Raw genomic sequence first — 14,942 nt, 5'->3', positions numbered from 1 at the left:
GCCGGGGGGCACATTAGCCATAAAATCGTCAATGTCACCTAGATCGGAGGACTCTTTTTCATGGCCGAACACAAATGGCTGCAGTATCTCGCTTTTGCTTCCGTCCCACTCGTTCTGGTGCTCGGCAACTCCATGCTTGTCCCGATTTTGCCTGACCTTGCCAAACAAATGAAGCTTTCCGAGCTTCAGTCCAGCCTTGTTATCACTTTATTCTCGGTAAGCGCCGCCGTTTTCATACCAGCGATTGGCTATTTGTCAGACCGTTACCGTCGTAAAGCAATCATCATTCCTGCATTAGCGGTATATGGGGCTGCAGGTATACTAGCGGGCTTTGCCGCGATTTGGGGCTCTTATTGGCTCTTGATCAGCTCGCGGGCTTTACAGGGCCTTGCAGCGGCTGGAACCGCGCCGATTGCAATGGCGCTGGTTGGCGATATGTACAAGGATGGTCAGGAAAGCGAAGCGTTAGGCATAGTTGAAGCCTCCAACGGCGCTGGCAAAGTGGTTAGTCCCATTCTTGGCTCACTGCTGGCACTAATTATCTGGTACGCGCCGTTTTTTGCTTTTCCCGTATTTTGCGCGGCATCGCTGCTTGCCGTTTGGTTTTTTATCAAAGAACCGGATTCCAAATCCGAGCCCTTGAAGCTCAAGCAATATTTAGCCGACATGAAAAAAATATTCCGCGAAAAAGGCCGCTGGCTGATCACTGCTTACTGCACAGGAGCATTAGGTCTATTCCTGTTATTTGGGGTCTTGTTTTATTTGTCCGATCTGCTGGAGAAGCCTCCCTACTCCATCGACGGCGTTCTGAAAGGCTGCATTTTAGCTATACCGCTGCTTGGTCTTGTCATTACGGCCTATTTGACTGGTCATTCCATCAAGAAGGACGGCAAAAAAATGCGCCGATGCATTCTCATCGGACTATCCCTTATGAGTGCGGCCCTGGTCGGCTGTTTGTTCAGCTACTGGCTCATTTACGTATTTATTGGATTTATTACAATAAGCAGCGTAGGCACGGGATTGCTTCTTCCTTGTCTAAACACATGGATTACAGGCTCTGTCGACAGTTCTCACCGAGGGATTGTAACTTCCTTTTATAATAGCTTAAGGTTTTTGGGTGTTGCCGCGGGTCCCCCGCTGTTCAGTTGGCTTGCCGACCGGTCGGTTACCGCTCTTTTTATCCTTTTGGCGGTATTGGCTATTGTTGCCTTACTATTCGCAATCCGGCTTCTGCATCCGGAGAAAACGGCAAATCCGGCTAGCTAAACCATTCCTGAGCCTTGTATAATGAGCTGTACCCTTCAGGAAAGGAACATAGGCCAACATGATATCCATTTCGATTACTCATCAAGCATACGGACAGCTGCTAAGCATCTGCCGGGAAGAGATGCCCAGAGAAGCTTGCGGGATTCTTGCAGGAACGACTGGTACGCCAGACTGTCCCGCGGTGGTTACTCAGGCTTATGCTATAACAAATGTACACGAGGATCCTGTTCATTCATTCCGTTTCCACCCTGATGAATGGGTATCCGCGTATTACGACATACAAAAAAACCGACAGTCGCTTGTCGGTTTTTTCCACTCCCATCCAACTTCATCGGCTGTCCCTTCCAAACGCGATTGGCTTGGCTTGCCGGTCTCCGATGATCTAATCTCTTATTGGATTGTCTCTATGCCGGGCAGCCCCGCTGAGATTGTCCAGCCTTTCCGTTTGGATGAACAATCCTTCCGCCCGCTTGCTCTAATGCTTACTTAAATAAGCGTACAAATCCCCTAAAGTCGTAATGTTCCGATCCAAAATCCGAACAAGAAACTGCTGCCACAGCTTTGCCGTCATCAAGGAATCCTGCAGGGCATGGTGACGCTCGGTAATCGGAATGCCACAGTCCTCCAGAAGATCGTCAAGCGCATAGGATGCCCGCTTCGGCTCCAGCCATTTGGCTACCAGCATGGTATCCAATACCCGGTGATTCAAGCTGACCTTCGATGTCCGCCATAACGCTGCGTTCAAAAACTGCTTGTCATGTCCAGCGGCATGCGCAATCAGCAGCCTTCTCCCGATAAACTCCATAAAGTCATGAAGAACCTGCATCAGATCAGGCGCATCTTGAACCATTTCGTTTGTTATTCCGGTCAACTCTATGATCTGCCTTGGAATTCGGCGTTTCGGATTAACCAGACTGTAGAACTGCCTGGATTCGTCAAGCTCAAGACCCTTCATATGGACTGCGCCAAATGATATAATCTCATCGCCATTAGAAGGATAAAAGCCGGTTGTCTCCAAATCAAAAACAACAATGTCGAGCTCCTTCAAAGGCGTATCCAGCATGGACTGTTTGCGCTGCTCCTTGTTGATGGAACGGATAAACGCCATCTGCTGAGCATTTTGAGAGCCCAGCATCGAGGCAAGGGCAGGCGTAAAGCCTCCCATTTTGTATAGGTTCCACATCCGCCCGACGCCTTTTGGTTCCTTCATTCCTTTCATCACCGCCTTACATGAGCCTTCCCGTTGTCCGTTTAAACACCTTGCGTTGGAGCTTCTTACCGGCTCTCAGCGCGGTCTTCAGCTCTTCGGTCATTTCTCTCGACAAGCTGCGGCTGGAGAGCTTTCCATTATTAGCGTATAGTCCATCCTCATTCTGTTCCGTCGTCATTAACCGAAGCCGGAGAAAGAGAAGGAATGCCTGTTCGTATGCCGCAGCCTCCTCCGATGGCAATTGATCGTGAAGGGTAAGCGTTCGGATTCGCGACAGCGTTGACGTGTCTCGGATACCCGCTTGAACAGCCATTAGCCGAATCGCGTTTACAAGGGGAATATAGGCCCCGTACTTGATGTCCAGACTGCCTGCATCCGTTCCGTATTGTTCCTTGAGCAAATGACCGAATAATCCGAGCAGCACTTTATGGCGCATCGTATTATCAAGCATTCGCCTCGTAATATTCGGATGCTCTGTTACATTATTGAAATAATGATCTCTCAGTTCAAAGGCAAGACGATGATCGCCATAGACCGATCGTCCGTCTGCCAATATTAACAAGTACCGAACGGCTTCCCAGGCCGGTTCCTCAAACCAGCCATTCAGCTTGACCTTCCATTCGGTTAACGACATGCACCACTCCGGATTGTTGCTTAACACATTGCCTTCGCATAACGGATAACCGGACTGATGCAATATCGAGACGATGATTGAGGTTAATTGCTGAAAATAAGCCCTGGTGTCCTCCGAATCGCCCGCAGGATCCTCAAACACAATACCGCTGTCCTGATCACTCGACAGCGTCTGTTCCTGACGTCCTCCGCTGCCGAACAATAGATATGCGTAAGGCACGGGGGGAGAACCGCTCCCGAGCCGTGCCATTTCCGCTTCCGCTAGTATGATTGAGCGGCTTATGAGTGTATCATGCAGCTCATTTAATTGTTCGTTGAATTGTTCGACCGGACTCATCTGGAGGATACCTTTCATATGCTCGTGTACTTGATCCCGCAAACTGCGCAGTACATTCACGTTATCGGCCTTGCCGATTTGCTTCAGAAGCTGCACACGTACCGGATCGCCCATCCGCCGCCTCTCCCCTCAGGTCAGTCCAACAAACCTTGCCTTAACCTTGGATGCCTTGACCTTTTTTAAATTGCTCAGGATAACCATAAGCGCCATGCTCACTCAGGTCAAGACCGATAATTTCTTGCTCTTCCGTAACGCGGAAGCCGATTGTTACTTTAATGAGGAAAAGAACCAGGAATGATGCACCCAAGACAAACGCGCCGCATACCAGAACCGACAGCGCTTGAACGCCCAATTGGTGCCAGCTGCCTGTGTCGATCAGGCCGCCTTGGCCAACGCCAACTTTTTTCGCCAATTCGTCTGTTGCGAAGATACCGTTAGCCAATGTACCCCAGATACCTGCAGCGCCGTGCACGGACATGGCATAGATCGGGTCGTCCACCTTGATTTTCTCGAAGAATTTCGCACTGTAGAATACGAGTACGCCTGCAACCAGACCGATAACAACAGCAGCCCAAGGCTCTACGAATGCGCAAGAAGCTGTAATCGCAACAAGACCAGCAAGAGTACCGTTCAGCATCGTTGTAATGTCGCCTTTGCCGTTAACAGCCCACGAAATCAGCATGGCCGCAACTGCGCCGGCGCCTGCACCAAGCATGGTAGTAAAGCCTACATAACCAAAGAAGCCGTCACCGATTGCAAGAGTAGAACCAGCGTTGAAGCCGAACCAGCCAACCCACAGCAGCAATACAGACAATGCCGTAAATACTTGGTTGTGACCGAAAATTTCGTTAGCAGAGCCGTCTTTGTTGTATTTGCCGATACGCGGTTTCAGCAGGATAGTTGCCGCGAGTGCCGCAAGAGCGCCGGACAAGTGAACAACAGTCGAACCCGCGAAGTCTTGCGCGCCGTCTTTTGCAAGCCAGCCGCCGCCCCAGATCCAGTGAGCCACGATAGGATAGATAACACCGGTAAAGACAATGGTAAAGATAAAGTACGAAGACAATTTAGCGCGTTCTGCGAAGCCGCCCCAAGCGATGGACAGCGATACAATCGCGAAAGCCAGTTGGAACAGGAAGAACAATGTAGTAGGAAGACCATTTTCTACACTAATAATAGAAGGATCAAACAGAAAATCGCCGAATCCGATAAATCCGCTAACCGAGCTTTCACTAGCTCCAAATGCGAAGCCATAACCAACTGCCCAGTAAATCAATGCCGCAAGACCTGCCGTGAAAATCGTTTTACCGGCTACGTGGCCTGCGTTTTTCATTCGTGTGGAGCCTGTTTCCAAGAGGATAAAACCGCCTTGCATGAGCAATACGAGCACGAAAGCAACCATTACCCACAGGGAGTTAATTCCCATGTTAAGCGTTCCTGCCGTTGGGTCATCGGCAAACGCCATTGCCGGGAACACCAAACATAATGCAGCTAAAGTTAACACCATTTTCTTAATCAATACGACCACTCCCTTAATGTGATGTTTACTAACATGTTAGGAAAGACTTAATGTCATTATAGTCAGGAACACCTAATTTGACAATATATATTCTTCTAAATTAGAAAAAAAATCTAACGTTCGTGTCTCAAAACGAACGGAATGTTAAGTTTTTTCACAAATCAGCTAGGGAATTGGTTCTAGAGCCTATACATTCTTCGCATTTTGAATCTACGACTTTGGAATCAGAATCTACGAATCTTCATTAAAGTGGCGAAATTTGTACATTCATGTAACACGTTTGACTGTACGGTTAGTTTCCGATTATGATTAGAGGACAGTATTATAGAAAGAAGGTGGAGAGATTGGGGATACGAAGCTTTATCGTATAGGCGAACTCTCGAAATTAGCGGGTGTCAGCCCTCGGACAATTGATTATTACACCTCAATGGGCCTATTAGAACCATCGGAACGTTCCGCCAAAAATTATCGCTTGTATCATGATGAAACTTTAGTCCGTCTTAAACGTATCGAACAAATGAAGAACGAAAAATATACGCTAGACGAAATCAAGGAAGCTTTGGACGGCTGGAGCAAGGTTACGCCCGAGGAGCAAGTGTCTCAGAAGCTGACAGATCTTCAGTATCACTTATCCCAGCTGGAGCGCGAAGTAAAAGAGCTGGAGCCGGTGATCAAGCAGCTTAAGCCGAGACAAGCAAACCGGCTGTACACCCGCTTAATGCCGCAAACCGCGGCTTGCATCGAGGCGTTAATGCTTCTTATTAACAAAGGGCCATTTATGTAAGGATATGTCCCATCGATGTAATCCTTGACCACTCTGATGGAGGTATGATCACATGTTTTTTCACCCTATGGACTTCCTTATCCTGATTGCCTTCGGTTTATCCATTTGGGCACAGTTTCGGGTAAAAGGAACGTTCAACCGCTGGGCCGGCGTACAAACAACGTACGGATTGACCGGTTACCAGGCTGCAAGACGAATGCTGGATGCTAACGGCTTGCATGACGTACCTATTGAACCCGTACGCGGCACCTTGTCGGACCACTACGATCCGATTCACCGCGTAGTCAGATTATCCGAGCCGGTCTATTATGAAAGCTCGATTTCCGCTGTTGCGGTTGCCTGCCACGAGGTTGGCCATGCAATCCAACACAAAGTACATTACCCAATGCTGGTGCTTCGCCACCGGATTTTCCCGGTCGTTAATATTGCATCCGGTATTGCACCGTTCCTGCTTATCGCAGGTTTCCTGTTCCACGCAATGAACCTTGTAGGACTAGGCATCATCTTCTTCTCCGTAGCCGTTGCCTTTCAGGTTATCACGTTGCCGGTCGAGTTCAACGCAAGTAACCGGGCGCGCGATTTGATGGTTGCGGAAGGCTTCATTACAAATGAAGAAGAACGCGGCGTAGCCAAAGTACTTAATGCAGCTGCACTCACTTACGTGGCAGCAGCGCTGATCTCCTTGCTGGAGCTGGTTAAGTACATTATGATCTTCACATCATCGAACAATGATGATTAACCAAGACGACTAACCAACATAATGACAATAAAAGGGCTGTCCCATCGTCACTATGACGATGGGACAGCCCTTTTTCTGCCGCTTACTTCTCTTTGTTTCCCTGCTTGCCTTCAAGCTCATTAAAGTATCTCAACAGGAAACCATGAAATACTTTCGCCACTAGCGGCATCTTCTCGTTCGAGCGGTGAATAATGCCGATATTCCTCGTTACATTAGGAGTTCTCACTCGAACCTTGGCCGATTGCAGCACTCCCGCATGATACAAGGCCATCTCCGGCAGCAGACTTACCCCCATACCGGCTGCAACCAACCCCCGGATGGTCTCGGTCTCTTCCCCCTCAAAGCCGATTTTCGGGGTGAAGCCGGCCTCCTGACAGGCTTCCCATACAATCGGCCTCAGCGAGTACCCTTCACTGAACATAACAAACGTATCTTCCTTCAGCTGGATAAGGTCGATCTCCTGCTCCCCGGCAAGCGGATGGCTAGGAGGCAGGATGGCAAATAACTCTTCAGTAAGCAGAACTTCGCCGCAAACCTGCTCATGCTCATCCGGAAAAGGCGAGATAAAAGCAAGATCAATCTCGCCTTTTACCATATCGCGAATCAAGGAAGGGTACATGCCCTGACGGAATCGAAATTTGACATTAGGATGAAGCTTGCGAAATGCCGCTACAACCTGCGGAACAACCGAAACACCAAGACTATGTGGGAAACCAAGACGGATTTCCCCTTTCTCCGGGTCCATGAACTCGTGAATTTCCACCACTGCTCTCTCCAGATCGTCAAGGATCACTTCCGCGCGTTTAAGAAACAGCTGCCCTACAGGCGTCAGCTGTAGGTTGCGCCCTTTCTGCAGAAACAGCTTCACGCCAAGCTCCTCTTCAAGCTGATGGATTTGACGGCTGACCGCAGATTGCGCAACATGCAGCTCTTCAGCCGCTTGCGTCACATGTTCTTTTTTGGCAACCTTCACGAAATAATAAAGCTGTCGTAGTTCCATAATGTCTCCAATCTCTCCCGTACATCCTGATTCTAATACACGCGCCGTCTCTTCGTCATTGCGCGGTCCAATAAGCCGTAAAGCAAAAATCCTGCAACTCCGCCCCCAACATGCCCAAGCAGGCTCACGCTAGGCACAATAACCGAGAAGACTAGACCAAAGCCAAGAATCGTGTAAACCGTTTTTCTTGAGCCCTGGTCCAGCCATGCCTTGCGGAAGATGGCAATATAGAGAAATGCTCCAAAAACCCCGTATATCGCTCCTGAAGCCCCGGTGGACAAATAAATAGTCCGGTCATCCCCAAACAGACCATGTACCACGCCGGTTAACAAATTCGCGATAATTCCGCAGAGCAGATAAAACACGGCATATTTGACTGGCTTCAATAACCGCTCCAGCGGCGGAGCAAATACAAGGATCGAAAACATATTAAAGAAAATATGCTGAAAGCTTGAATGCATAAACATCGAGGTAATAATCCGCCATGGCTCCTTGAGACCATACGGATTGTCCGGCATATAACTGACAAACCCGCCTGACTGCACTAAATGATAATTGTCATTAATATCCCCTGTCACGGCGATTACAATAAAATAAATGAGATTAAGCGCTATGATCACGGAAGTTACCGGAAAGGCGCGCAAATAACCTCGAAAGCTTTCGTATCTTAAAAAAATCATTACGTATCACTCCTTCCAACCATTGGACAACGCCGATTCATAAAGCTTATAATATAACCTGTTACAAACCCTAAACGTGAGAAGGAGGACATATCCATTATGTCACAAGAACGTGCTAACGTTGCCGCATTTAAAGGCAATCCTATTACATTAATCGGACCGGAAGTAAAAGTTGGAGATCAAGCTCCGGATTTCACAATCAACAAATCGCTTGTTGACTCCGTATCCTTAAAAGATTTCGCAGGTAAAGTAAAATTGATCAGCGTTGTACCTTCGATCGATACAGGCGTGTGCGATGCGCAAACCCGCCGTTTCAACGAAGAAGCAGCTTCGCTCGGCGACAACGTAATCGTACTGACAGTAAGCGTTGATACTCCTTTCGCGCAATCCCGCTGGTGCGGCGCGGCAGGCGTAGACAAAGTCGTGATGCTGTCGGACTTCAAATCGCATGACTTCGGTCAAGCTTACGGCGTATACATAAAAGAATTCGGACTTGATATGCGCTCCATCTTCGTTATCGACGCAAACGATAAAGTACAATACGTCGAATATCTGTCCGAAATGACAGAACATCCTAACTACGAGCAAGCGATCAACGCGGTTAAAGCGCTCGTATAATTTACGCGTAAATAAAGCGAGTGAAGGCTTACCTTCCTCGCTTTTTTATTTATTATGTGGTTCTTTCTTATGCCTTAAATGCAGCGAGCTTCTTGTCCAGCGTCCGGTAAATATCAAGAATAACCCGGTAATTGGAGCCAAGATCGCCAAGCGAGCCTTTGGAAGCGGAATAAATATCAACTGCCGAGGTAACGGGATTCACGCTGATAACGGTAACCGTTATATCCATTGTACGTCCCGTCATCGTACGTTTCTCCATGACAATCTCCCCAACTGACTTCACTTCGTGGAGCAGCTTGTAACCCTGCATCTTCTTCAGGGTGGACACAACTTCCTCCCACGCCTTTTCCTTCGAAAGCTTGTAGATATGTGATTTGAGCAGTGGGTCTTTAGCTTTATCGCCCGTCGCTTCGTGACTGCGAAGCAGTCCGATTAGAGTGCGCTTCAACAACGATGATCTCCCCCTCTAGCATCTATGTACATCCATATAATTGTAGCATGTTTATATGCATGAAAAAAGTCCATAAAACATGTTCAACATACAAAAGCAGTTCCTTGATCATCCCAAGAGGATAACCAAGGAACTGCCGGTCACTATAATGGCAAGAAAAAACCCGCGAATGCCGTCCGACTTACATGCTTCTGAACCCGCTCTCGCAGGTGGGTGTCCGCAGAAACGTTTTTGAGATCCCCTTTAGAGGGCCTGTCAGCCGCGTTCCAATATTGGTCTCCCTAGAAACAGCCATTGGTTCAAAACAACGAAAAGCCGAAACGAACATCGCAGGATGTATTGCTATTATAGACTTAAATCCGGCAAAAGTAAACTTCGCATTGCTTGCAATTACTGGTTCCGGTCTCTCTCCGAATCCGTAAGCTGCGCAAGCTCGTTTTCCTGCTCTTCCGCTGCCTTCTTTTTTTCGTTCTCCATTTGATCCTGAAGCTTGCGGTAGATCAAGTGGAAATTCCAGAATGAAAGATAAGCAATCACACTACCCATGAAGAAAGGAATGAGGAACGTATATTGCGTGCTGAAGTACATTACCGCTGCGGCCATAATCGCCGTCGAGAACGAACGGATCGGACGTCCGATCGTGATCAGAATCGCGTTTTTCAGCAATTGAAACGTTTTCATATGATAGTGCACAAGCATCGAGAAGAAGTTAAATAAGGAAACAACGAGAAGCAGGCAGATCGCCAGGTACAAATAGGAGAACAAATTGAATTTATCCTGGTAAACAACAAAATCAATAATCATGATGCCAAGTATAAGCGAATAGAAAATGCCGCCAATCATACTTTGCAAGTAGTTCTCTTTGTAGCCACGGAAGAACGTTTTAAACATTGGTACATCGACTTCACCCATTACCCACTTGCGTGCAATCGTAAACATGGCTGCCGTAGCCGGGAACAAGGTGAACGGCGCAATAACCGCCATCATAATTAATGTAGCATACACCTGACTTGTAATCGCAGAATCAGATGTATTCGCCGGGGCTGCAAGAAGTCCGCTCCAAGCGATAAATACAAACGGAATCGAACATACCAGCCATAAGATGTTAATGACCGCCAGACGCATTATCCATTCGGAAATCCGATACAAACCGCCAACAAGGCCTTTTGGTTCCATTTGATTCGCCCCTACCCTAATAGAATGATAATTATGAAAAAAAGGGAAAGCCCGGATGCCCGTTAGGCATCACGGACTTCCCCTGATCTACATACCTTAGTTGTTTACGAAGTCTTCAGACGAATATTTCGGACGGCGCGGTTCGCTGCTGCGGCTTTCACCGCTGCGTCCGCGTCCACCGCCATTGTTATTGTTACTGTTGTCGCGGTTGCGGTTTTCATAGCTGCCGCGGGATCCGCCGCCGCCATTGCCGCGTCTGTCATCACGGCCGCGGTATCCGCCGCCACCGCTGCCTTGACCGCCACCGCCACGGTTGCCGCCGCCAAACGAACCGCCAGAGAAACGGCGTCCATTCGAGCGGATATCCGGCTTGCGTTTTTTAGCGCGAAGCGGTTCTTCAGGCGTCAGTTCAACACTCACGTCTTTCTTCTCGCCAGTAAGCAGCTTCAGAGCCGCTGCCATCAAATGCACGGAATCATATTGCTCGAGCAATTGGATTGCGATGCCCTTGTACTCGGTGAAGTCTTCAGTCTGAACAATTTCAAGCACGCGCTCAGCCGTAAGGCGTTGCTTGCCTTCGATCGCTTCCGCCAGGCTAGGCAGAGGCTTCTTGCTGATGCGTTGGCGCGTAACCTTCTCGATAAAGTGAAGATGATCCACTTCGCGAGGAGTTACGAACGAGTATGCGGAGCCTTCTTTACCGGCACGACCTGTACGGCCGATACGGTGAACGTAGCTCTCAGGGTCTTGCGGAAGGTCGAAGTTGATAACGTGCGTTACGCCCGATACGTCGAGACCACGCGCCGCAACGTCGGTTGCCACGAGAACATCGATGCTGCCGTCGCGGAATTTACGCATAACGTTATCGCGCTGGTTCTGCGACAAGTCTCCGTGAAGGCCGTCAGCCGTATATCCGCGTTTTTGCAGACCTTCGCTCAGCTCGTCAACGCGACGCTTCGTACGACCAAAGATGATTGCCAATTCAGGCGATTCCATGTCAAGCAGGCGGCAAAGCGCTTCGAATTTCTGACGCTCATGCACTTCGAAATAATTTTGTTGAATCGTTGGCGCCGTAACTTGCTTCGAAATAACCGCCACATGCTCCGGATTTTTCAGGAATTGCTGTGCCAGCTTCTGAATGTTCGGAGGCATTGTTGCCGAGAACAGCAAAGTTTGGCGCTCTTCCGGCACTTGCTTCAGGATGGATTGGATATCCTCCATGAAGCCCATGTCCAGCATTTCGTCCGCTTCGTCAAGAACAACGGTTTGTACATCTTCAAGCTTAATGGTCTTGCGGTTAATATGGTCGAGCAAACGGCCCGGTGTACCGATAATAATTTGCGGCTTCTTCTTCAGCGCGCGGATCTGGCGACCGATTTCTTGTCCGCCATAGATCGGCAGTGAACGAAGACCTTTGTATTTAGTCAGCTTCCCGATCTCGTCTGCTACTTGGATAGCAAGCTCACGGGTTGGCGTCATAATCAATGCAACGATACGTTCTTCGTTAATCGAAATCTTGTTAATAAGCGGGATTCCGAATGCAGCCGTTTTGCCTGTACCCGTCTGTGCTTGACCAATCATATCGCTCCCTGCCATAGCAATAGGGATCGACTTGTCTTGGATTGGGGTGGACTCCTCAAATCCAAGCTCCGTAATTGCCTGCAACACTTTCGGTTCCAGGCCAAATTCAGCAAATGTTTTCAAACTTTTCTCATACTCCTTTTATCTGCAGCCTACTAAAAAATATCCAAATCATTATAGCACATAACATCTTACGAATACCAGCAATGGGCAAAAAGCCATACTACCATAGATTAACAACCGCTGATTTTCAGCGAATTCAATTATGGAGATTACCAAAAATGAACAAATGGATTTTTAAACCTGCGGTCACCGCAGTAGTTATGACCATAGGTGCTTTGCTAATTGCCGGCGCGTTCAATTTGTTCCTGATTCCCCATCAATTGCTGAGCGGCGGCTTGTCCGGCGTTGCAATGATGATCGGCTACATTACGGGTGGAAATATAGGCTGGCTGTATTTGGTGCTTAATGTTCCCGTACTCGTCTGGGGCTGGTTTATCGTGGGACGGCGGTTTATTGTATGGAGCATGTACACCGTCCTGGCCTCCACTTTATTTCTCCAGCTCATTCCGGTTACGGCTATAGCCAAAGATTTAGTCTTGGCTTCCGTATTTGGCGGTATTATCCTTGGCGTCGGAACAGGCATGACTTTGCGATACGGCGGATCTTCCGGCGGTTTTGACATCATCGCATCCATTATAACACGCAAAAGGGATTTGCCGGTCGGTTCCATTATTTTCACCCTGAACGGTCTTGTCATTGCGGCCCTCGTCCTCTACACGCAGGATTGGAATCTCGCGCTTTATTCCCTGCTGTCCATTTATATTGCGGGGAAAGTGGTCGACATCATCCATGTCCGGCACATTAAAGTAACAGCCTTTATTATTACGACCAAAACCGAGGAAATGTTGACGAAGCTGCTAAACCACCCTCGCGGCATAACGATTATCAAGACCAGAGGCGCCTATACATCCGCCGAACAAGATATGCTGATGACCGTCCGAACGCGGTACGAACTTGCCGAGCTGCGAAAAACGATTGCCTCCATCGATAACCGCGCCTTCGTTAATATCGTGGAGACCGTTGGAGTTATAGGCGACTTCAGGCGGTCGAAAGATTAGCCCAGGTATACTAGACAAACATGGAATCATATACATATCCCTATGTTTTTGAAATTCATCCTGTTATAATGTGGTTATCCCGTTAATTTTGTTTTCTTGCCATATGATTTGCCCTGAACCTATGATGAAAGGGTGATGCTCAGGTGGATATGGAAACAGTCACATTGTCACAGATTGTGGAAAAGCTGGCGCCCGAGCTAAGTTCTTTCCTCACGAAGCGCGAGCTTGCGATTAACATCGTGCTGCGGGATGGATTAGCCGTTCTGGAACCGGAAGATGCAAGGGAAATAGTACAGCACAGCATTTGCGAGCATCAAATACAAGCTTTACTGCAATGACAAAATGGGGTATAAAATCTAGAAAGTTTAGCCTGTCGGCCTCGTGCCGGCAGGCTTTTTTGTTCGCAGCGGGACTTGAAACAATTGCCTGCTTAGAAAGAGGCCAGACCGAAAAAAATAATGCCACGATTCCTTCTTCTGCTTTATAATTTGGATGAAAACGCTAACGGGGAGAGGGCATAATTATGGACATTATCTTTTCTACGCTGATGCTTTTGTACCATCTTGTTACGGGAACCGGAGAAGAAAATGCCGCCTCGAAACAGCTCGCTGCCTCTCTTTTTAACGCAGCCGCAGGAAAAACGATTATCCAGGCCGCACCAGCAATGACCGGCGCAACGCCAGAAGCGATTAAAGACGGCATAAAGGCCGATCCTCAGCCGGATGCCCCAACTGTCAAAGGCGTATATGTAACGGCTCACAGCGCCGGTGGATCGCGTCTGAACTCGCTTCTCAAGCTTATGGACGACACGGAGCTTAACAGCATGGTCATCGACATTAAGGATGATAACGGATACATAACCTATCCGACACAAACGCCCGGGCTGCTGAAGCTTGGCACCACGCAGAAATACATCTCAAATATTCAGACCCTGATGTCCAAGCTGGAGGCCCATAAGGTCTATCCGATTGCCCGGATTGTCGTATTTAAAGATACGGTTCTGGCGAAAAAGCATCCCGAGTTCTCCTACCGCCATGCGGACGGTTCCTTATGGGCTAACGGTAAAGGAGACAGCTTCGTTAATCCGTATATGACCGAAGTATGGGACTATAACGTCGCGGTTGCCAAAGAAGCCGTCAAGTTAGGCTTCAAAGAAATCCAATTCGACTACGTGCGTTTCCCGGAAGGCTTCGAGAAAAAGGCGGATTCGCTTACTTTCACCAAAACCGATCAGAGTCGGGTTGACGCCGTAGCCGGCTTCGTGAAATATGCCCGCGAGCAGCTCGAACCGCTTGGCGTTCGAGTCTCCGTCGATATATTCGGCTATGCCGCCTCCGTGCCTGCAGCTGAAGGCATCGGCCAAGATTTTGTAAAGATATCAAGCGACGTCCACGTTATCTCGCCCATGATCTATCCAAGCCATTACGGCGCAGGCTGGTTCGATCAGCAGGACCCGGACAAGAGTCCGTACGCCACCATTGCCGGGGCGATGAAGGATACGCATAAAAAGCTCGATCCGATCGGGGAAAAGAAGCCGATCATTCGTCCTTGGATTCAGGACTTCACCGCCAGCTGGCTGGGCAAAGGCCATTACATCAAGTATGGCCCGGTCGAGGTGGAAGCCCAGATCAAAGCCCTTCATGATGCAGGAGTTGACGAGTATCTGTTATGGAACGCGGGTAATAACTATTCTGAAGGCGTGAAGTATTGACGCTCCGACACTCCGGTTATTTCGGTCGTGCGTTCCTTGCGGTTTGTTTCTTGATCAACTTAAAAATGGTTGAAACAAACGCGCAAAAGTCACACACGACTCGAAATAACCTCCGCTAA

At 48.6% G+C, this 14,942-nt stretch carries 16 protein-coding genes and 1 other RNA gene; 8 read left to right on the top strand and 9 right to left on the bottom strand.

Features of this window, described 5'->3' with window-relative positions:
* Positions 1 to 60 precede the first annotated feature (60 nt).
* Together PJDR2_RS10950 and PJDR2_RS31885 are read left to right on the top strand one after the other, a co-directional pair.
* The gene (locus PJDR2_RS10950) at positions 61 to 1,266 is read left to right on the top strand and encodes an MFS transporter (RefSeq protein ID WP_015843747.1); all 1,206 of its coding nucleotides are present in this window, start codon (positions 61 to 63) and stop codon (positions 1,264 to 1,266) included.
* Positions 1,267 to 1,324: 58 nt separating this feature from the next.
* Positions 1,325 to 1,756: a M67 family metallopeptidase gene (locus PJDR2_RS31885; RefSeq protein ID WP_015843746.1), complete on the top strand. Its 432-nt coding sequence runs from the start codon at positions 1,325 to 1,327 to the stop codon at positions 1,754 to 1,756.
* On the opposite strand, the gene PJDR2_RS10940 is transcribed toward PJDR2_RS31885, so the two are convergent.
* From PJDR2_RS10940 to PJDR2_RS10930, 3 genes are read right to left on the bottom strand one after another with little or no spacing between them, the layout of a single operon-like run.
* A complete protein-coding gene (locus PJDR2_RS10940) occupies positions 1,742 to 2,476 on the bottom strand; it encodes a 3'-5' exonuclease (RefSeq protein ID WP_015843745.1) in 735 nt (244 codons plus the stop codon). The genes PJDR2_RS31885 and PJDR2_RS10940 overlap by 15 nt on opposite strands.
* A gap of 16 nt (positions 2,477 to 2,492) precedes the next feature.
* Positions 2,493 to 3,560 (bottom strand): DUF294 nucleotidyltransferase-like domain-containing protein, encoded by a 1,068-nt coding sequence (locus PJDR2_RS10935; protein WP_015843744.1) that lies wholly within the window; start codon positions 3,558 to 3,560, stop codon positions 2,493 to 2,495.
* Between the two features lie 40 nt (positions 3,561 to 3,600).
* Positions 3,601 to 4,962, bottom strand: a complete 1,362-nt coding sequence (locus PJDR2_RS10930) for an ammonium transporter (protein ID WP_015843743.1) — start codon at positions 4,960 to 4,962, stop codon at positions 3,601 to 3,603.
* Between the two features lie 343 nt (positions 4,963 to 5,305).
* On the opposite strand from PJDR2_RS10930, the gene PJDR2_RS10925 reads away from it, so the two are divergent.
* Together PJDR2_RS10925 and PJDR2_RS10920 are read left to right on the top strand one after the other, a co-directional pair.
* Complete coding sequence (locus tag PJDR2_RS10925) at positions 5,306 to 5,746, top strand: MerR family transcriptional regulator (RefSeq protein WP_015843742.1); 441 nt, start codon at positions 5,306 to 5,308, stop codon at positions 5,744 to 5,746.
* Positions 5,747 to 5,798: 52 nt separating this feature from the next.
* Positions 5,799 to 6,485, top strand: coding sequence for a zinc metallopeptidase (locus tag PJDR2_RS10920; RefSeq protein WP_015843741.1), 687 nt, complete (start codon positions 5,799 to 5,801; stop codon positions 6,483 to 6,485).
* Positions 6,486 to 6,567: 82 nt separating this feature from the next.
* On the opposite strand, the gene PJDR2_RS10915 is transcribed toward PJDR2_RS10920, so the two are convergent.
* Both PJDR2_RS10915 and PJDR2_RS10910 read right to left on the bottom strand, forming a co-directional pair.
* On the bottom strand, positions 6,568 to 7,485 hold the full coding sequence (locus tag PJDR2_RS10915) for a LysR family transcriptional regulator (RefSeq protein WP_015843740.1): 918 nt from the start codon (positions 7,483 to 7,485) through the stop codon (positions 6,568 to 6,570).
* Between the two features lie 32 nt (positions 7,486 to 7,517).
* Positions 7,518 to 8,165 carry a rhomboid family intramembrane serine protease gene (locus tag PJDR2_RS10910; RefSeq protein WP_015843739.1) on the bottom strand — a complete coding sequence of 216 codons (648 nt, stop codon included), beginning with the start codon at positions 8,163 to 8,165 and terminating at the stop codon, positions 7,518 to 7,520.
* Positions 8,166 to 8,264: 99 nt separating this feature from the next.
* Between PJDR2_RS10910 and tpx the strand changes: the two genes are divergently transcribed.
* The gene (tpx, locus tag PJDR2_RS10905; RefSeq protein ID WP_015843738.1) at positions 8,265 to 8,783 is read left to right on the top strand and encodes a thiol peroxidase; all 519 of its coding nucleotides are present in this window, start codon (positions 8,265 to 8,267) and stop codon (positions 8,781 to 8,783) included.
* 67 nt (positions 8,784 to 8,850) lie between these two features.
* Here the strand turns inward: tpx and PJDR2_RS10900 are convergent, their stop codons facing one another.
* The 4 genes from PJDR2_RS10900 to PJDR2_RS10890 all read right to left on the bottom strand — a co-directional run bounded on the left by PJDR2_RS10900 (position 8,851) and on the right by PJDR2_RS10890 (position 12,114).
* The gene (locus tag PJDR2_RS10900; protein ID WP_015843737.1) at positions 8,851 to 9,234 is read right to left on the bottom strand and encodes a DUF1499 domain-containing protein; all 384 of its coding nucleotides are present in this window, start codon (positions 9,232 to 9,234) and stop codon (positions 8,851 to 8,853) included.
* Between the two features lie 156 nt (positions 9,235 to 9,390).
* Positions 9,391 to 9,573: non-coding RNA, 6S RNA (gene ssrS / locus PJDR2_RS32435), on the bottom strand.
* Positions 9,574 to 9,624: 51 nt separating this feature from the next.
* Complete coding sequence (locus PJDR2_RS10895) at positions 9,625 to 10,410, bottom strand: YesL family protein (RefSeq protein ID WP_015843736.1); 786 nt, start codon at positions 10,408 to 10,410, stop codon at positions 9,625 to 9,627.
* 96 nt (positions 10,411 to 10,506) lie between these two features.
* Positions 10,507 to 12,114 carry a DEAD/DEAH box helicase gene (locus PJDR2_RS10890; RefSeq protein WP_015843735.1) on the bottom strand — a complete coding sequence of 536 codons (1,608 nt, stop codon included), beginning with the start codon at positions 12,112 to 12,114 and terminating at the stop codon, positions 10,507 to 10,509.
* A 158-nt stretch (positions 12,115 to 12,272) separates the two neighbouring features.
* Between PJDR2_RS10890 and PJDR2_RS10885 the strand changes: the two genes are divergently transcribed.
* The 3 genes from PJDR2_RS10885 to PJDR2_RS10875 all read left to right on the top strand — a co-directional run bounded on the left by PJDR2_RS10885 (position 12,273) and on the right by PJDR2_RS10875 (position 14,823).
* A complete protein-coding gene (locus PJDR2_RS10885; protein WP_015843734.1) occupies positions 12,273 to 13,112 on the top strand; it encodes a YitT family protein in 840 nt (279 codons plus the stop codon).
* 149 nt (positions 13,113 to 13,261) lie between these two features.
* Positions 13,262 to 13,450 (top strand): hypothetical protein, encoded by a 189-nt coding sequence (locus PJDR2_RS10880; protein ID WP_015843733.1) that lies wholly within the window; start codon positions 13,262 to 13,264, stop codon positions 13,448 to 13,450.
* 185 nt (positions 13,451 to 13,635) lie between these two features.
* Entirely contained in the window at positions 13,636 to 14,823 is a 1,188-nt protein-coding gene (locus PJDR2_RS10875; RefSeq protein WP_015843732.1) for a putative glycoside hydrolase, read from the top strand.
* Positions 14,824 to 14,942: the final 119 nt, after the last annotated feature.

This window comes from Paenibacillus sp. JDR-2 (assembly GCF_000023585.1).
Taxonomy (GTDB): domain Bacteria; phylum Bacillota; class Bacilli; order Paenibacillales; family Paenibacillaceae; genus Pristimantibacillus.
The sequence above is the reverse complement of the archived record's forward strand: the minus strand, read 5'-3'. Positions and strand labels throughout refer to the sequence as shown.